This is a genomic window from Streptomyces sp. NBC_00029 (assembly GCF_045160505.1).
Taxonomy (GTDB): Bacteria; Actinomycetota; Actinomycetes; order Streptomycetales; family Streptomycetaceae; genus Streptomyces.
Genome location: NZ_CP108292.1, coordinates 2,611,735 through 2,627,635, shown reverse-complemented (window position 1 = coordinate 2,627,635; position 15,901 = coordinate 2,611,735). Strand labels below are relative to the sequence as shown.

Below are 15,901 nucleotides of genomic sequence, written 5' to 3'. Positions count from 1 at the left end.
GCCCCCCTCCGAATAACTCTCCGTCGATAAATAAGGTAACCCTTAGTGATGGAGGCCACCAGGGGTGGCGTCCATCACGGCTTGTCGCCGCTCGGTTAATTACGCAACAATGGCGTTGTGAAATACGGCGAACGGCAGATCGACACCCCTCAGGGGGAGCTCGGCACCGGGGAGCGGTCAACCCGCAACCGCGTGGCGCGCTCGATCCTGGACCACGGTCCTTCCACCGTCGCCGACCTCGCCCAGCGTCTCGGCCTCACCCAGGCCGCCGTCCGCCGCCACCTCGACACGCTCGTCACCGACGACGTGGTCGAACCCCGTGAGCAGCGTGTGTACGGTGCGCGCACCCGGGGTCGGCCCGCCAAGGTCTTCGCGCTCACCGACTGTGGCCGCGACGCCTTCGACCAGTCCTACGACACGCTCGCCGCGGACGCCCTGCGCTGGATTGCGCAGTCGGTCGGCGGCGGCGAGCAGGGCGAGGTGGCCGTCGCCGCCTTCGCCCGGGCGCGGATGGAAGCGCAGGCGCAGGCCTACAAGGAAGCCGTCGAGGCCGCCGCTCCCCAGGAGCGCGCGGAGGCCCTTGCCAGGGCGTTGACCGTGGACGGGTACGCTGCTACGGCGAAGAGCGCTCCCGGTCCGCACAGCGGTGAACAGCTCTGCCAGCACCACTGCCCGGTCGCGCACGTCGCCGAGCAGTTCCCGCAGCTGTGCGAGGCGGAGACCGAGGTCTTCTCCCGCCTGCTCGGGACCCATGTGCAGCGCCTCGCCACGATCGCCCATGGCGACGGGGTGTGCACGACGTTCATTCCGCGTAGCGCGAGCACCGCACAGACCGACACATCAGTATCTGCAAGTACGGCCGGGAGGAACCCCGCATGACCACGGAGATCGCTCACCCTGAGCTCGATGGCCTGGGCACCTACGAATACGGCTGGGCCGACTCCGACGCGGCCGGTGCCGCTGCCAAGCGGGGTCTGTCCGAAGAGGTCGTCCGCGACATCTCGGCGAAGAAGTCCGAGCCGGAGTGGATGCTCAACCTCCGTCTCAAGGGCCTGAAGCTGTTCGACCGCAAGCCGATGCCGAACTGGGGTTCCGACCTCTCGGGCATCGACTTCGACAACATCAAGTACTTCGTGCGTTCCACCGAGAAGCAGGCCGCTTCGTGGGAGGACCTGCCCGAGGACATCAAGAACACGTACGACAAGCTCGGCATCCCGGAGGCGGAGAAGCAGCGCCTCGTCGCCGGTGTCGCGGCCCAGTACGAGTCCGAGGTCGTCTACCACCAGATCCGTGAGGACCTGGAGGAGCAGGGCGTCATCTTCCTCGACACGGACACCGCGCTCAAGGAGCACCCGGAGCTCTTCCAGGAGTACTTCGGCACGGTCATCCCGGTCGGCGACAACAAGTTCGCGTCGCTGAACACCGCGGTGTGGTCCGGCGGCTCCTTCATCTACGTCCCCAAGGGCGTGAAGGTCGACATCCCGCTCCAGGCCTACTTCCGTATCAACACGGAGAACATGGGTCAGTTCGAGCGGACGCTGATCATCGTCGACGAGGACGCCTACGTCCACTACGTCGAGGGCTGCACCGCCCCGATCTACTCCTCGGACTCGCTGCACAGCGCCGTGGTCGAGATCATCGTCAAGAAGGGCGGCCGCTGCCGCTACACGACGATCCAGAACTGGTCGAACAACGTCTACAACCTGGTCACCAAGCGCGCCGTGGCGTACGAGGGCGCGACCATGGAGTGGATCGACGGCAACATCGGTTCCAAGGTCACCATGAAGTACCCGGCCGTCTACCTGATGGGCGAGCACGCCAAGGGCGAGACCCTGTCCATCGCCTTCGCGGGCGAGGGCCAGCACCAGGACGCCGGCTCCAAGATGGTCCACATGGCGCCGAACACCTCCTCGAACATCGTCTCCAAGTCGGTGGCGCGAGGCGGCGGCCGCACCTCCTACCGAGGCCTGGTCGAGATCGGCGAGGGCGCCCACGGCTCGAAGTCCAACGTGCTGTGCGACGCGCTCCTGGTCGACACCATCTCCCGCTCGGACACGTACCCCTACGTGGACGTCCGCGAGGACGACGTCTCCATGGGCCACGAGGCCACGGTCTCCAAGGTCTCCGACGACCAGCTCTTCTACCTGATGAGCCGCGGTATGACGGAGTTCGAGGCCATGGCCATGATCGTGCGCGGCTTCGTCGAGCCCATCGCGCGCGAGCTGCCCATGGAGTACGCCCTCGAGCTGAACCGGCTGATCGAACTGCAGATGGAGGGATCGGTCGGCTGACGCCGGCCACGCGGCGCCCCCGCCGCACCTCCTTTGACGTAGGCAGTGTTCTTTAAAGAGAGTGAGCAAGACGACAGCCATGGCTGAGGCTCAGAACATTCCGGCGGGTTCGACCACCGCCGGCGCGATCGCGGTGGCCGCCGAGTCCACCGTTGCCACCCGGATGAGTGCGCCCCCGTCCTTCGACGTGGCGGACTTCCCGGTCCCGAACGGCCGCGAGGAGGAGTGGCGGTTCACCCCGCTCGCCCGTCTCAAGGGCCTGCACGACGGCACCGCGGTCGCCAACGGCAGCATGAAGGCCCAGATCGACGCGCCCGAGGGCGTCACGGTCGAGTCGGTGGAGCGCGGCGACGCGCGCATCGGCAAGGCCGGCACCCCGGTGGACCGGATCGCCGCCCAGGCGTTCTCGTCCTTCGCGAAGGCCACGGTCGTCACCGTGCCCAAGGAGCAGGTCCTGACCGAGCCGGTGCGCGTGACGCTGCACGGCGAGGGTGGCACCACCTTCGGCCACACCGTCTTCGACGTGCAGGCCTTTGCCGAGGCCGTCATCGTCATCGACCACACCGGTGACGGCGTGCGCGCCGCGAACGTCGACTTCCTGGTCGGCGACGGCGCCAAGCTCACCGTCGTGTCCGTGCAGGACTGGGACGACACCGCCGTCCACTGCTCCCAGCACAACACGCTGGTCGGCCGTGACGCGACCTTCAAGTCGATCGTGGTCACCTTCGGCGGCGACGTCGTGCGCATCCACCCCCGCATCAGCTACGCCGGCCCCGGCGGCGAGGCGGAGCTCTTCGGCCTGTACTTCACCGACGCCGGCCAGCACCAGGAGCACCGCCTCCTGGTCACGCACGACGCGCCGCACTGCAAGTCGAACGTGGTCTACAAGGGCGCGCTCCAGGGCCAGGACGCCCACGCCGTCTGGATCGGTGACGTGCTCATCGAGAAGACCGCCGAGGGCACCGACACCTACGAGATGAACCGCAACCTCGTCCTCACGGACGGCGCGCGGGTCGACTCGGTGCCGAACCTGGAGATCGAGACCGGCGAGATCGTCGGCGCCGGCCACGCCTCCGCGACCGGCCGCTTCGACGACGAGCAGCTCTTCTACCTGCAGGCCCGTGGCATCCCGGCCGACGAGGCCCGCCGCCTGGTCGTCCGCGGCTTCTTCGCGGAGCTCGTCCAGCAGATCGGTGTCGACGACATCGAGGAGCGTCTGCTCACCAAGATCGAGACCGAGCTCCAGGGTTCCGTCTGATGAATTACGTCAAGGCCTGTGCGCTCAGCGAGCTGGAGGAGAACACCCCCAAGCGGGTGGAACTCGACGGCACGCCGGTGTCCATCGTCTCCACCGAGGGCGAGGTGTTCGCGATCAACGACATCTGCTCGCACGCGAACGTCTCGCTCTCGGAGGGCGAGGTCGAAGACTGCATGATCGAGTGCTGGCTGCACGGGTCGGCCTTCGACCTGCGCACCGGCAAGCCCTCGGGTCTGCCCGCGACGCGCCCCGTACCCGTATACCCCGTAAAGATCGAAGGGGACGACGTGCTCGTCTCCCTCACCCAGGAGTCCTGAGGTATCCATGGCAACGCTTGAAATCCACGACCTGCACGTCTCCGTCGAGGCCGAGAACGGCGCCCGCGAGATCCTCAAGGGCGTCGACCTCACCGTCAAGCAGGGTGAGACGCACGCCATCATGGGTCCGAACGGCTCCGGCAAGTCCACCCTGGCGTACTCGCTCGCCGGTCACCCGAAGTACACCATCACCGGTGGCACCGTGACCCTCGACGGCGAGGACGTCCTGGAGATGTCCGTCGACGAGCGCGCCCGCGCCGGCGTCTTCCTCGCGATGCAGTACCCGGTCGAGGTCCCCGGTGTCTCGGTGTCCAACTTCCTGCGCACCTCGGCCACCGCGATCCGCGGCGAGGCGCCGAAGCTGCGTACCTGGGTGAAGGAGGTCAAGTCCGCGATGGAGCAGCTCCAGATGGACCCGGCCTTCGCCGAGCGCAACGTCAACGAGGGCTTCTCCGGCGGTGAGAAGAAGCGCCACGAGATCCTGCAGCTGGAGCTCCTGAAGCCGAAGATCGCGATCCTCGACGAGACCGACTCCGGTCTCGACGTCGACGCCCTGCGCCAGGTCTCCGAGGGCGTCAACCGCGTCCGCGCGACCGGCGAGGTCGGCACGCTGCTGATCACGCACTACACGCGGATCCTCCGCTACATCAAGCCTGACTTCGTCCACGTCTTCTCCGAGGGCCGCATCGCCGAGTCCGGTGGCGCCGAGCTCGCCGACAAGCTGGAGGCCGAAGGCTACGAGTCGTACAGCACGAAGGGTGGCGCGACCGCGTGACACAGTTGCCTGGCCTCCTCGACATCGAGGCGATCCGAAAGGACTTCCCCCTTCTGGATCGTGTGGTCCACGACGGGAAGAAGATCGTTTACCTGGACAACGCTGCGACCTCGCAGAAGCCGCGCCAGGTGCTCGACGCGCTGAACGAGTACTACGAGCAGCACAACGCCAACGTCCACCGCGGCGTGCACGTGCTCGCCGAGGAGGCCACGGCGCTGTACGAGGGCGCCCGCGACAAGGTCGCCGCCTTCATCAACGCGCCGAGCCGCGACGAGGTGATCTTCACCAAGAACGCCTCGGAGTCGCTCAACCTGGTCGCGAACATGCTCGGCTGGGCGGACGAGCCCTACCGGGTCGACCGCGACACCGAGATCGCCATCACGGAGATGGAGCACCACTCCAACATCGTGCCGTGGCAGCTGCTCTCGCAGCGCACCGGCGCGAAGCTGAAGTGGTTCGGCCTCACCGACGACGGCCGGCTCGACCTGTCCAACATCGAAGAGGTCATCACGGAGAAGACGAAGATCGTCTCCTTCACGCTGGTCTCCAACATCATGGGCACGGTCAACCCGGTCGAGGCGATCGTCCGGCGCGCGCAGGACGTCGGCGCCCTCGTGCTGATCGACGCCTCCCAGGCCGCTCCGCACATGCCGCTGGACGTGCAGGCGCTCGGCGCCGACTTCGTGGCCTTCACCGGCCACAAGATGTGCGGCCCGACCGGCATCGGCGTCCTGTGGGGCCGCCAGGAGCTCCTGGAGGACCTGCCCCCGTTCCTCGGCGGCGGCGAGATGATCGAGACCGTGTCGATGCACGCCTCGACCTACGCCCCGGCGCCCCACAAGTTCGAGGCGGGTACGCCCCCGATCGCCCAGGCCGTCGGCCTCGGCGCGGCCGTGGACTACCTGACCGCGATCGGCATGGACAAGATCGCCGCGCACGAGCACGCGATCACCGAGTACGCGATCAAGCGTCTCGCCGAGGTGCCCGACCTGCGGATCATCGGCCCCACCACGGCCGAGGACCGCGGCGCCGCGATCTCCTTCGTCCTGGGCGACATCCACCCGCACGACGTCGGCCAGGTGCTCGACGAGCAGGGCATCGCGGTCCGCGTGGGACACCACTGCGCGCGCCCCGTCTGCCTGCGCTACGGAATTCCTGCGACGACGCGAGCGTCTTTCTACCTGTACTCCTCTCCGGCCGAGGTCGACGCGCTGATCGACGGGCTGGAGCACGTACGGAACTTCTTCGGCTGACGGACGAGGCGACGAGGACGCAGTGAAGCTGGATTCGATGTACCAGGAACTGATCCTGGACCACTACAAGCACCCGCACGGGCGTGGCCTGCGCGACGGCGACGCCGAGGTGCACCACGTCAATCCGACGTGCGGTGACGAGATCACGCTGCGCGTGAAGTACGACGGCGAGACGCTGACCGACGTCTCCTACGAGGGCCAGGGCTGCTCCATCAGCCAGGCCAGCGCGTCCGTACTGAACGAGCTGCTCGTGGGCAAGGAACTGGCCGAGGCGCAGAAGATCCAGGGCGTGTTCCTGGAGATGATGCAGTCCAAGGGCAAGATCGAGCCCGACGAGGCCATGGAGGAGGTGCTGGAGGACGCGGTCGCGTTCGTCGGCGTCTCCAAGTACCCGGCCCGTGTGAAGTGTGCTCTGCTGAGCTGGATGGCGTGGAAGGACGCGACCGCCCAGGCTCTGGGCGACGCGGAGAGGAAGACGGCATGACCGAGAACGCGACGCCCGAGGCGTCGATCAAGCCGGCCACCGAGGAGGAGGTCCGCGAGGCCCTCTACGACGTGGTCGACCCCGAGCTGGGCATCGACGTCGTCAACCTGGGCCTGATCTACGGCATCCACATCGACGACGCGAACATCGCCACCCTGGACATGACGCTGACCTCGGCGGCCTGCCCGCTGACGGACGTCATCGAGGACCAGGCGAAGTCGGCGACGGACGGCATCGTCAGCGAACTTCGCATCAACTGGGTCTGGATGCCGCCGTGGGGCCCGGACAAGATCACGGACGACGGCCGTGAGCAGCTCCGCGCGCTCGGCTTCAACGTCTGAGCCGTTGTGAACGACGAAGGGCCCCCGGCATCGCGCCGGGGGCCCTTCGCGTGTTCCGCCCGATGAGTGCGGGCCGGTCCGCGGTTCAGGCGGGGCCGGGTGCGTCCGGGCCGGGTGCGTCCGTGGGCGTGGGGCCGGTGCCGGGGGCCTGCGCGGCGAGTTCGGCGAGGATGGCGGGGGCGAGGTTCTCGCGCCGGATCCGCTGGTCCACGTACAGCAGACTGCTGAACAGCTGGGTGCACCCGATCTGGAACATCTGGCTCACGCCGCCGCCGGCCATGATGCACAGGAAGCCGAACGCGAGGCCGACGATCATGCCCGTCGACAGCTCGGCCGTGGCACCGCCCTCGGCCATGAGCGGGATCATGCCGAACATGCCGACGAGCTGGAAGGGCATCTGGATCATGTAGGCGATGCTCATCGCGATCATGCTGCCGACCAGGGTGATGCCGAAGATCCGCCACCATTCGCCCTTGACCAGTGCGGCCGAGCGGCGCAGCGCGGTGACGGGGCCGGCCTTCTCCATGACCGCCACGGCGGGGGCCAGGCCGAGCCGGGTGCCGAGCCAGACGGACACCGGGGCGGCGGCCAGTATGAACGCGGGCAGGAGGAGCACGATCCCGGGTGACGGGTCGTCGCCGGAGACGGAGACGATCATCACCGGAATCCACACCAGTACGGCGGCGAGCACGGGGGAGCCCGCGATCAGCCCCGTGAGCAGCAGCGTGCCCAGCACGGAGGGAGTCCGCTGCAGGGCCGTGCGCCACATCGCGCGGAAGGTGGTGGGCCGGCCGAAGACCGCCTCGTGGAGGACCGCCGGGCACAGCGCGGTGACCACGGCCGTGGCCAGCAGCCCCACGGCGAGCAGCAGCACGAACAGCGTGATGGCCGCGACGAGGAACGGCGTGAGGTGCTCGGCCGACGGGTCCTGCCCGAAGGGCGGGTCGAAGACCGGCTCGATGTGGTCGTACACGGCTGCGACGGCGACGCCCGCCAGCAGGGCCATGACCAGCAGGCAGGCGCCCAGCACGGCCAGCATCACGCCGGCCATCTGCTTCCAGTAGCGGCCGAGGGTGGCGAAGGAGGCGCTCACGACGTCCCCGAGGCCCAGGGGGTGCAGGGGTATCACCCCGGGCTGCGGCGGTGGCGGCGGAGCCCACCCTCCCCACTGCGGCGCCCCCGGGCCGCCCGGCCCGGGGGCCCCCGTCGGTCCCCACCCTGTGTTCTGCGTCATGCGTGTGCTCCGTCTTCTCGTTCCCCCGTCGGACGCACACCGTATATCAGCATGTCAGGAGCATGGCATCGGGTTTCCTGCACGGATGTGTACGCACGTACGCATCGATGTGTACTGTTGTACACATGCCCTACGTCATGCTTGCCGCGGCCATCGCCGCCGAGGTCGCCGGAACCACCGCCATGAAGTACAGCGACGGCTTCACGAAGCTGTGGCCGTCGCTGGGCACCCTGCTGGGCTATGCCATCGCCTTCACCCTGCTCGCGCAGACGCTGAAGTCGATGTCGGTCGGCACGGCGTACGCCATATGGGCGGGCGTCGGCACGGCCGCGATCGCCGCCATCGGCATGGTGTTCCTGGGAGAGGCGGCCTCCGCCGCCAAGATCGCCGGGATCGCCCTGGTGATAGGCGGGGTGGTCCTGCTGAATCTCGGCGGGGCCCACTGATGGCCCCCGGGACGCGGCGCTACGACCCGGACCGCCGCCAGCGGATCATCGACGCGGCGATCCGGGTGGTGGGTGAGCGGGGCATCGCGGGGCTGAGCCACCGCAGCGCTGCCGCCGAGGCCGACGTACCCCTCGGATCGACGACGTACCACTTCAAGACGCTCGACGACCTGCTGGTCGCCGCGCTGCAGCAGGCCAACGAGGGCTTCGCGCAGGCGGTGGAGGGCTCGGCCGCACTGGCGGACCTGGACCGGGACCCGGCCCCGGACGGGGACGGAAACCCCGGCGCGGACCCGGGTGCGGACCTCGCCGGGGCGCTGGCCCGGCTGCTCGGGGAGTTGCTGGGCGCGGACCGGGGCCGGGTCGAGCTGGAGTACGAGCTCTACCTCGCGGCCCTGCGCCGCCCGGCGCTGCGGCCGGTGGCGGCGCAGTGGTGCGAGGCGTTCGCGGCGGCGCTGGTCCCGCGGACCGACCCGGTGACCGCGCGGGCGCTGGTGGCGGTCATGGACGGGATCGGCCTGCAGGTCCTGCTGACGGACAGCGCGTACGACGAGGCGTACGCCCGCGAGGTGCTCGCACGGATGCTGCGGCCCTCCTCCTAAGAAATGTTCTGCCGATCATGCCGGGCTCGCGGGCCGATCCGGCCCGATCGGCAGGACACCCCTGGGGAGCCGCGCGGTGGCGAGGTCAATCCGCGGAGCGCACGGCCGCCAGGGCCGTCTGCACGCTCGCCTCGATGTCGCGGATCGGGTAGATCACCTCGCGGACCGTGCGGTCACGGTCGATGACCAGCGTCAGCCGCTTGATCCGGCTCGTGCCCGCCGCACGGAACGTCGGCAGCCGCAGCGCCGCCGTCAGCGCCAGGCCGGCGTCCGAGAGGAGCGGGAACCGCAGGCCCTCCTGCTCCGCGAACTCCCGCTGCTCGTCCGGGCGCTGGGTCGACACCCCGTGCACGGTGGCGCCGGCCGCGGTGAACTCCGCGAGCTGGTCGCGGTACGTGCACGACTCGAACGTACAGCCCTTGGCGCCCGGGATCCCGGCCCAGCCGGGCGGGTAGGACTCGGCGCGCGCGTACGCGCCCGGAAAGCAGTACAGGACCGTGAACGGGGTGTCCGCCACCGGGTCGCGCAGCTCGCCGAAACGGTCCGGCAGCAGCAGTTCCGGCACCCGGGTGCCGCGCAGCGCGTGCACCCGGTCCGCCTCGCGCGAGGCCTCGTCCGTCGTCGCCGTCATCTCTCCCTCTCCCAGGATCCAGGTGTCGCCCCAGTCCTGGAGGGCCACCAGGACGGGCAGCAGCCCCCGCCCGCGCGGGGTCAGCCGGTATTCGTGCCGTACCGGTCGCTCCTGGTACGGCTCGCGCGACAGCACCCCGGCCTCGACCAGCAGCTTCAGCCGCTCCGCCAGCACCTTGCGGGACATCCCCAGCTCGCGCTGGAGCTCGTCGAAGCGGTGCAGGCCGCGCGCGGCGTCGCGCACGATCAGCAGCGTCCACCAGTCGCCCACCACGTCGAGGGCCTGGGCGATGGCGCAGTCCGCGTCGCCGAGGTGTGTGCGCTGGGCCATGGGAACTCCTTCGTCCGTTGACCCAAGGCTGTCATGCTGACATAGTCCGTTCCCAAAGGGAACTTACTCATGGATCAGGGGGACACGGGTGTGCTGCAGGGGTTCAAGGACATACCGAGGGTTGTGTGGCTGCTGGCTGCGGGGGTCTTCGTCAACGCCGTCGTCAGCTTCACCTTCGTCTTTGTCTTCCTCTATCTGACCGGCCCGCGCGGCCTCGGGGCCGCCGAGGCCGGCCTGGTCACCGGAATCGGCGGCATCGGCCTGGTCGCCGGCAACTTCACCGGAGGGTGGTACGGCGACCGCTTCGGCCACCGCCGGGTGCTCCTCGTCGCCTCCGCGCTCGGCGGCCTCGCCCTGACAGCCGTCCCGCTGCTGCCCACCCCGCTGCTCTACGCGGCCCTCCCGGTCGCCCAGTACGCCTCCGGCGTGATCCGGGCCGCCAACGCCGCGCTGGTCGCGGTCGCCGTCCCGGAGGGAGCCCGCCGCCAGGCCTTCGCCGTCGTGCGCTGCGTCTCCAACGGCGGGTTCACCCTCGGGCCGCCGCTGGGCGCACTGGTCGCGACCGGGCTCTCGTACGACTGGCTCTTCCTCGGTGACGGCCTCGGCACGCTCTTCTTCGCCCTCTGGACCGCGCGGGTCGTCCCGGCCCGCGGCGCGTCCCGCACGACCTCCGCGGCCCGGGACGGGGGTCCGGGCCGCGGACTCGTCGCCGAACTGCGCGCCCGCCCCGCCGTGCTGGTCCTGCTCGGCGCGATCCTGGTGACCGACATCGTCTACCGCCAGCAGTACTTCACCTTCCCCGTCTTCCTCGCCGACCACGGCCTGGACGCACGGGCCTTCGGGCTCGTCATCGCCCTCAACGGCGGGGTGATCCTGCTGCTGGAGCTCCCCGCGGCCGTCGCACTGCGCGAGCGGCCGGCGCTGCCGGTCATCGGCACCGGGCTGGTCCTGGTCGGGGCCGGCTACGCGGCGCTGCTGCTCGGGGCCGGGATCGCGACCGCGGTCGCGATGATGATCCTGCTGAGCCTGGGGGAGATCCTCTACAAGACCACCGCCACCGCCTACGTGGCCGACCAGTCGCCCGAGCACGCCATCGGCCGGTTCCAGAGCCTGTACGCGGGGGTCTCGGTCAGCGGGGTCGTCCTCGGCCCGCCCCTGGGCGGAGCCCTGTACTCCGCCGCGCCCGGGCTGCTGTGGCCGCTGTGCGCGGTGCTGGCCGCCGGGGCGGGCGCGGCGCTCCTGTGGGCGCACGTCCGGCAGGCCCGGCACGCGGCCCGGCATGCGGCGGAGCCCGCGGAGCGACCCGTACGACCGGCACATGAGACCGGTTCGCAACCAAAGGCCGTCGCCGGTTAGGTTTCGGATATGACTGCTACGCGTACCACCGGCGCCGTCGCCGCCGGACTTGCCACCATCACCGCCGACGGCACCGTCCTCGACACCTGGTTCCCCGCCCCCGGGCTGGTCGCCGAGCCCGGCCCGGCCGGCACCGAGCGCCTCACCGCCGACCAGGCCGTGGAGCACCTCGGCGCGGCCGCGGCCAGGGCGATCCGCACGGACGCGGTCCGCGGCGTCGAGGTCGTAGCCGTCCGCACCGTCATCTCCTCCCTGGAGGACAAGCCGCTGGACGCGCACGACGCGTACCTGCGCCTGCACCTGCTGAGCCACCGCCTGGTCAAGCCGCACGGCCAGAACCTCGACGGCGTCTTCGGCCTGCTGGCCAACGTCGCCTGGACCTCGCTGGGCCCGGTCGCCGTCGACCAGGTCGAGACCGTCCGCCTCAACGCGCGCGCCGAGGGCCTGCACCTCCAGGTCACCTCGATCGACAAGTTCCCGCGGATGACCGACTACGTCGCCCCCAAGGGCGTGCGCATCGCCGACGCGGACCGCGTCCGCCTCGGCGCGCACCTCGCCGAGGGCACCACCGTCATGCACGAGGGCTTCGTCAACTTCAACGCCGGCACCCTCGGCACCTCCATGGTCGAGGGCCGCATCTCCGCGGGCGTCGTGGTCGGCGACGGCTCCGACATCGGCGGCGGCGCCTCCACCATGGGCACGCTCTCGGGCGGCGGCAAGCAGATCATCTCGATCGGCGAGCGCACCCTGATCGGCGCCGAGGCGGGCGTGGGCATCGCGCTGGGCGACGAGTGCGTGGTCGAGGCCGGCCTCTACGTGACCGCGGGCACCCGCGTCACCCTCCCGGACGGCCAGATCGTCAAGGCCCTGGAGCTCTCCGGCGCCAACAACATCCTCTTCCGCCGCAACTCGGTCACCGGCGCCGTCGAGGCCCGCCCGTACAAGGCGGCCTGGGGCGGCCTGAACGAGGTCCTGCACAGCCACAACTGACGCTCCGCCGGCCTGGCGCGGGGCTGAGGTTCACCAGCCGCCGACGCCGGTCACCACCGAGCGCCCTCCCGCGGTCTCACCACTGCCCGGGGAGGGCGCTCGGTTCACCCGGTCGGGCCGGGCCGGGGTTCAGCCCGCAAGGCGCAGGAACCAGCGGCGCGAGGGGTGGCTGTCGCAGGTGAACACGACGAGCGGGTGGTTGTTCGTGGTGAGGGTTCCTCCCGCGACGGTGGCGCACTTGCCGGTCTGCATGTTGACCAGCTGGTAGGAGGCGCTGTTCCAGTTGGTGATGTTCCAGCGGCGTGACGGGTGCGAGTCGCAGTCGAACTGAAGCATCTCGACGTTGTTCGCGTCGGAGACCCCGCCTGCGAACGTCATGCACTTGCCGGTCTGGACATTGACGATCTGGAAGGAGCTGCCGTTCCAGTTGGTGACGTTCCAGCGGCGCGAGGGGTGCGAGTCGCAGTCGAACTGGACGAGCGGGTGGTTGTTCGTGGTGAGAGACCCGCCGGCGACGGTCGCGCACTTGCCGGTCTGTACGTTGATGATCTGGACGGTGCCTCCCGAGATCCTGGCCGCAGCGATGTCGAGCGATGCCGGCTGTGCCGCGGTGGGAGCGGGCAGAAGCATGAGGCCGCCGGCCGCGAAGGCCGCCGAGGCCGCCAGGAGGCGACGTGCCCGGGTGTTCTTGCGCATGGGAGCACTCCTGTCTTGATTCCGCGAGGTGGGATCAGGAGGCGCGCCGAGATCGGGGGTCCCGCTCGGCAGCCCTGTGCGCAGCTCCGATGACGGGGCGGGCGTGAGGCGTGGGGGCGGGGGGCCTCTCTCCGGGCCTCCTGTCGCCGTGGCCGACCGGTTCATCCACGGGCGCTTTGCCGGTGGTCAGGTCCACGGTCCGGTCCGGCGCCGAGTGGCCGCCCTCCGGTGGGCCGCCGATCAAGGTGCGGCTGCCTCTCCCACTATCGATGTGGGTGGCCCGACCCGCAACCGAGCGGGCCACCGCGGTCCTGCACATGCGGAACGCCCCTCGGCCCGCAGGGGGAGAGGGGCGTTGCGGCTCGCGGGAGCCGGGCGTCTGTTCACGCCGGACCGGGGGCGGGTCAGTGCAGGGGGATCGTGCGGACCAGGCCCGCGAAGGCCTGCTTCTCCGCCTCGGTCAGCTCCACCGACTCCATCGGGTGCGCGGCGGAGGTCCGCTGGGACGGGATCATCGGCAGGCTCTCGGCGGGGGCGGGCTCCGGGTGGCGGGAGCGGCTGTTCCGCAGCATGTGGCCGAGGCCGGTGACCCAGACGATCGCGGCCGCGAGCAGGACGGCGAGGCCGGTTTCCTGAGCGAGGGGGATGGAGGGGAACACGAGGATCCTCCGGAATGCGGTCGGTACAAGCCGGTACAAGATCGGGCGTGGAGATACTCAACACCACTACCGGTCGTTTCGGTAGAGATGTGTCGAGCGTCACGCCAGGGCCGAAAGTCCCTGTCTTCCCCGGGAAGACCCGCCCCCGCTGCGGGGGCCCGGCCGGGACGGCGGCCGGACCCCTGCGGCTTCGGACCCGAAGGGTTACGGGCGGAAGCGCAGCACCTGCGGGTCGTGGTCGCTGTTCTGCGCCGCGAACTCCGCGTTGATGTGGACGCTGTCGTACGTGAACTTCTTGATCGCCGGGCTGGTCAGGATCTGGTCCAGCACCTGTGCGTTGCCCTGGTAGACGTACGAGTACCGCTCCGCCTTCGGCAGCGACTTGATCGCCGGGTACAGGGCCCCGCCGTCCGCCAGCGCGTCCGTCGTCGCCGAGAACTCGAAGTCGTTGATGTCACCGAGGACCAGGACGTTGGCGTTCTTGTCCTCCGCCAGGATCTGCTTCACGAAGCCGTTCACGGCCTGCGCCTGCAGCAGTCGCTTGGCCTCCGAGGAGCGGACCGGCGGCTGGTGGTGCGAGGTCAGGCCCTCGTCGCCGCCCTTGGAGCCGAAGTGGTTGGCGATCACGAAGACCGGCTTGCCGCGGAAGACGAACTCGCCGGCGAGGGGCTTGCGGCTGTCCGCCCACGCCGGGTTGGCGGGGTCGACGCGGCCGGGGGAGTGGGTCAGGGCGGCCTTGCCGTTGACCTTGGTCACGCCGGTCGCCGTCACCGCGTCGCCCGGGGCGCGCTCGGTGAAGGAGACCCGCGCCGGGTTGAAGAGGAACACCTGGCGGATGTTGCCGCCGGGCTCGCCGCCGTCCTTCTTGTCCTCGGGGTTGACGGTCCGCCACTGGTAGGCCGGGCCGCCCGCCGCCGAGATCGCCGCGGTGAACTTCGTGAGCGTCTGCTCGGCCGAGACGGTGCCGTCGTTCTTGGCGCCGTTGTCGTCCTGGATCTCCTCCAGGGCGAGGATGTCGGGCGAGGCGAGGTTCTCGACGACGGCCTTCGCCAGCGCGTCGAACTTCTCCTGCGGGTCGGTCGGGTCGAGGTTCTCGACGTTGTACGTGGCCACCGCGAGCTCCTGCTCGGCCTGCGGCTTGGTCTTCTCGGGGGCGAGGGTGCCCGCCTTGACGGTGCCGAGGGTGCGGGCCACCAGCGTGTAGCCGCCGAACTGGTTGAAGTCCAGCGGGCCTTCCGTGGTGCCGGTCAGCTTGTCGCCGACGTTGGCCACCGGGAAGGGCTGCTGCGCGAGGGGCGCGAGCTGCTGGATCTGCAGGCGGCCGGTGTTCTGGGACTCGTAGGAGCCGTAGACGGTGCCACCGCGCTTGGCGGTGTTCTCCCAGCCCTTCACCGTGACCCACAGCTCCGAGTACGGGTCGGTGGCGCCGACCACGCGGGAGGTGCCGATCTTGACGTTCATGCCCTCCAGCGACTCGTAGTGGTCCAGGGCGTAGCGCGAGGGCTCCAGGGTCAGGCCGTTGATGCTGCCGCCGGCGGCCGGGTCGCCGGCCGGGGCGTACTCGGCGGGCACCGAGTACTCGTTGATGGCGGTGGCCTCGGGCAGCGCGTTGCCGGAGGAGACCACGGTCACCGTCGGCTTCGAGATCTGGGTCACCGACTGGTTGCCGGAGGTCAGGCCGCCGGGGATGTACTCGCCGACCGTGCCGGAGACCTTGACCGCGTCGCCGACGGCGACGGTCGGGACCGCGTTGGTGAAGACGAAGACGCCTTCGCTGGTGGCGTCGTTGTCGTCCGCGTCCGGGTCCTGGATCCAGAAGCCGCGCGAGCCGTACGTACGCACGCCCGTGACGATGCCCTCGACGTCGGTGACCTGCTTGCCGTTCAGCGGGGATATCCGAGTGGTGCCCTGGATGTCGTGGATGCGTATCGGATCGGCGGACACGGCGCCTTCGGCCGCGTCGGCGGAGCCCGCGAGCAGGCCGGTGGCCAGTGCGGTGGCGACGAGGGCCGCGACGGCGGCGGAACGGGGATGCGAGGAGCGCATGGGCAGGAACTCCGGTGTGGGAGAGGGGAAGGAGGTGTGCGGCAGCGAGATCTGCGGCAGGTTTGCCGCTCCCGATACATCTACGCGCGTCAATTTCCTGTGCGGCCAGCAAAGTTGTCAAGCCCTCCAGGGAATACGACAGCTGACTGTGGGATGAACCAAAGACGATGGCCCGCCGGACACGCCCGAAAT

At 69.9% G+C, this 15,901-nt stretch carries 17 protein-coding genes; 12 read left to right on the top strand and 5 right to left on the bottom strand.

The annotated features are described in order from the left end of the window. Positions 1-117: 117 nt before the first annotated feature. The 8 genes from OG753_RS12620 (at position 118) to OG753_RS12585 (ending at position 6,719) form a co-directional block, all read left to right on the top strand. On the top strand, positions 118-879 hold the full coding sequence (locus OG753_RS12620) for a MarR family transcriptional regulator (RefSeq protein WP_327261897.1): 762 nt from the start codon (positions 118-120) through the stop codon (positions 877-879). Beyond that, positions 876-2,291, top strand: coding sequence for a Fe-S cluster assembly protein SufB (gene sufB / locus OG753_RS12615; protein WP_327261896.1), 1,416 nt, complete (start codon positions 876-878; stop codon positions 2,289-2,291). Before OG753_RS12620 ends, sufB begins: the two co-directional genes overlap by 4 nt. Positions 2,292-2,370: 79 nt before the next feature. Then, positions 2,371-3,549, top strand: a complete 1,179-nt coding sequence (gene sufD / locus OG753_RS12610) for a Fe-S cluster assembly protein SufD (protein WP_327261895.1) — start codon at positions 2,371-2,373, stop codon at positions 3,547-3,549. After that, positions 3,549-3,866, top strand: coding sequence for a bifunctional 3-phenylpropionate/cinnamic acid dioxygenase ferredoxin subunit (locus tag OG753_RS12605; RefSeq protein ID WP_030009135.1), 318 nt, complete (start codon positions 3,549-3,551; stop codon positions 3,864-3,866). The genes sufD and OG753_RS12605 overlap by 1 nt, the downstream gene beginning before the upstream one ends. Positions 3,867-3,873: 7 nt before the next feature. Continuing rightward, a complete protein-coding gene (sufC, locus tag OG753_RS12600; RefSeq protein WP_030720347.1) occupies positions 3,874-4,641 on the top strand; it encodes a Fe-S cluster assembly ATPase SufC in 768 nt (255 codons plus the stop codon). After that, the gene (locus OG753_RS12595) at positions 4,638-5,894 is read left to right on the top strand and encodes a cysteine desulfurase (protein ID WP_327261894.1); all 1,257 of its coding nucleotides are present in this window, start codon (positions 4,638-4,640) and stop codon (positions 5,892-5,894) included. The genes sufC and OG753_RS12595 overlap by 4 nt, the downstream gene beginning before the upstream one ends. A 22-nt stretch (positions 5,895-5,916) precedes the next feature. Next, positions 5,917-6,378 carry a Fe-S cluster assembly sulfur transfer protein SufU gene (sufU, locus tag OG753_RS12590; protein ID WP_030292254.1) on the top strand — a complete coding sequence of 154 codons (462 nt, stop codon included), beginning with the start codon at positions 5,917-5,919 and terminating at the stop codon, positions 6,376-6,378. Beyond that, entirely contained in the window at positions 6,375-6,719 is a 345-nt protein-coding gene (locus OG753_RS12585; protein WP_030009139.1) for a metal-sulfur cluster assembly factor, read from the top strand. The genes sufU and OG753_RS12585 overlap by 4 nt, the downstream gene beginning before the upstream one ends. Before the next feature lie 85 nt (positions 6,720-6,804). Here OG753_RS12585 and OG753_RS12580 read toward each other — a convergent pair whose 3' ends face one another. Next, a complete protein-coding gene (locus OG753_RS12580) occupies positions 6,805-7,953 on the bottom strand; it encodes a hypothetical protein (RefSeq protein WP_405788465.1) in 1,149 nt (382 codons plus the stop codon). 125 nt (positions 7,954-8,078) lie between these two features. Here OG753_RS12580 and OG753_RS12575 point away from each other — a divergent pair, with 125 nt between their 5' ends. Beyond that, positions 8,079-8,399 carry a multidrug efflux SMR transporter gene (locus OG753_RS12575; protein WP_327261892.1) on the top strand — a complete coding sequence of 107 codons (321 nt, stop codon included), beginning with the start codon at positions 8,079-8,081 and terminating at the stop codon, positions 8,397-8,399. Next, on the top strand, positions 8,399-9,001 hold the full coding sequence (locus tag OG753_RS12570; RefSeq protein ID WP_405788462.1) for a TetR/AcrR family transcriptional regulator: 603 nt from the start codon (positions 8,399-8,401) through the stop codon (positions 8,999-9,001). Before OG753_RS12575 ends, OG753_RS12570 begins: the two co-directional genes overlap by 1 nt. An 85-nt stretch (positions 9,002-9,086) precedes the next feature. On the opposite strand, the gene OG753_RS12565 is transcribed toward OG753_RS12570, so the two are convergent. Then, on the bottom strand, positions 9,087-9,962 hold the full coding sequence (locus OG753_RS12565) for a winged helix-turn-helix transcriptional regulator (protein ID WP_405788461.1): 876 nt from the start codon (positions 9,960-9,962) through the stop codon (positions 9,087-9,089). A gap of 69 nt (positions 9,963-10,031) precedes the next feature. Between OG753_RS12565 and OG753_RS12560 the strand changes: the two genes are divergently transcribed. Both OG753_RS12560 and dapD read left to right on the top strand, forming a co-directional pair. Further along, positions 10,032-11,318 (top strand): MFS transporter, encoded by a 1,287-nt coding sequence (locus OG753_RS12560; RefSeq protein ID WP_405788459.1) that lies wholly within the window; start codon positions 10,032-10,034, stop codon positions 11,316-11,318. Positions 11,319-11,327: 9 nt separating this feature from the next. Next, positions 11,328-12,308 carry a 2,3,4,5-tetrahydropyridine-2,6-dicarboxylate N-succinyltransferase gene (dapD, locus tag OG753_RS12555; RefSeq protein WP_327261889.1) on the top strand — a complete coding sequence of 327 codons (981 nt, stop codon included), beginning with the start codon at positions 11,328-11,330 and terminating at the stop codon, positions 12,306-12,308. A gap of 129 nt (positions 12,309-12,437) precedes the next feature. Here the strand turns inward: dapD and OG753_RS12550 are convergent, their stop codons facing one another. The 3 genes from OG753_RS12550 to OG753_RS12540 all read right to left on the bottom strand — a co-directional run bounded on the left by OG753_RS12550 (position 12,438) and on the right by OG753_RS12540 (position 15,709). Continuing rightward, on the bottom strand, positions 12,438-13,004 hold the full coding sequence (locus tag OG753_RS12550) for an RICIN domain-containing protein (RefSeq protein ID WP_383190165.1): 567 nt from the start codon (positions 13,002-13,004) through the stop codon (positions 12,438-12,440). 404 nt (positions 13,005-13,408) lie between these two features. Continuing rightward, the gene (locus OG753_RS12545; RefSeq protein ID WP_405788457.1) at positions 13,409-13,663 is read right to left on the bottom strand and encodes a hypothetical protein; all 255 of its coding nucleotides are present in this window, start codon (positions 13,661-13,663) and stop codon (positions 13,409-13,411) included. Between the two features lie 204 nt (positions 13,664-13,867). Then, complete coding sequence (locus OG753_RS12540; protein WP_327261886.1) at positions 13,868-15,709, bottom strand: endonuclease/exonuclease/phosphatase family protein; 1,842 nt, start codon at positions 15,707-15,709, stop codon at positions 13,868-13,870. Positions 15,710-15,901 lie beyond the last annotated feature (192 nt).

Excerpts from the sequence above, each read along its gene's own strand:
- sufB (WP_327261896.1), top strand. The coding sequence starts at position 876 with ATGACCACGGAGATCGCTCACCCTGAGCTCGATGGCCTGGGCACCTAC.
- sufD (WP_327261895.1), top strand. The coding sequence starts at position 2,371 with ATGGCTGAGGCTCAGAACATTCCGGCGGGTTCGACCACCGCCGGCGCG.
- OG753_RS12605 (WP_030009135.1), top strand. The coding sequence starts at position 3,549 with ATGAATTACGTCAAGGCCTGTGCGCTCAGCGAGCTGGAGGAGAACACC.
- sufC (WP_030720347.1), top strand. The coding sequence starts at position 3,874 with ATGGCAACGCTTGAAATCCACGACCTGCACGTCTCCGTCGAGGCCGAG.
- OG753_RS12585 (WP_030009139.1), top strand. The coding sequence starts at position 6,375 with ATGACCGAGAACGCGACGCCCGAGGCGTCGATCAAGCCGGCCACCGAG.
- OG753_RS12580 (WP_405788465.1), bottom strand. The coding sequence starts at position 7,953 with ATGACGCAGAACACAGGGTGGGGACCGACGGGGGCCCCCGGGCCGGGC.
- OG753_RS12575 (WP_327261892.1), top strand. The coding sequence starts at position 8,079 with ATGCCCTACGTCATGCTTGCCGCGGCCATCGCCGCCGAGGTCGCCGGA.
- OG753_RS12570 (WP_405788462.1), top strand. The coding sequence starts at position 8,399 with ATGGCCCCCGGGACGCGGCGCTACGACCCGGACCGCCGCCAGCGGATC.
- OG753_RS12565 (WP_405788461.1), bottom strand. The coding sequence starts at position 9,962 with ATGGCCCAGCGCACACACCTCGGCGACGCGGACTGCGCCATCGCCCAG.
- OG753_RS12560 (WP_405788459.1), top strand. The coding sequence starts at position 10,032 with ATGGATCAGGGGGACACGGGTGTGCTGCAGGGGTTCAAGGACATACCG.
- dapD (WP_327261889.1), top strand. The coding sequence starts at position 11,328 with ATGACTGCTACGCGTACCACCGGCGCCGTCGCCGCCGGACTTGCCACC.
- OG753_RS12550 (WP_383190165.1), bottom strand. The coding sequence starts at position 13,004 with ATGCGCAAGAACACCCGGGCACGTCGCCTCCTGGCGGCCTCGGCGGCC.
- OG753_RS12540 (WP_327261886.1), bottom strand. The coding sequence starts at position 15,709 with ATGCGCTCCTCGCATCCCCGTTCCGCCGCCGTCGCGGCCCTCGTCGCC.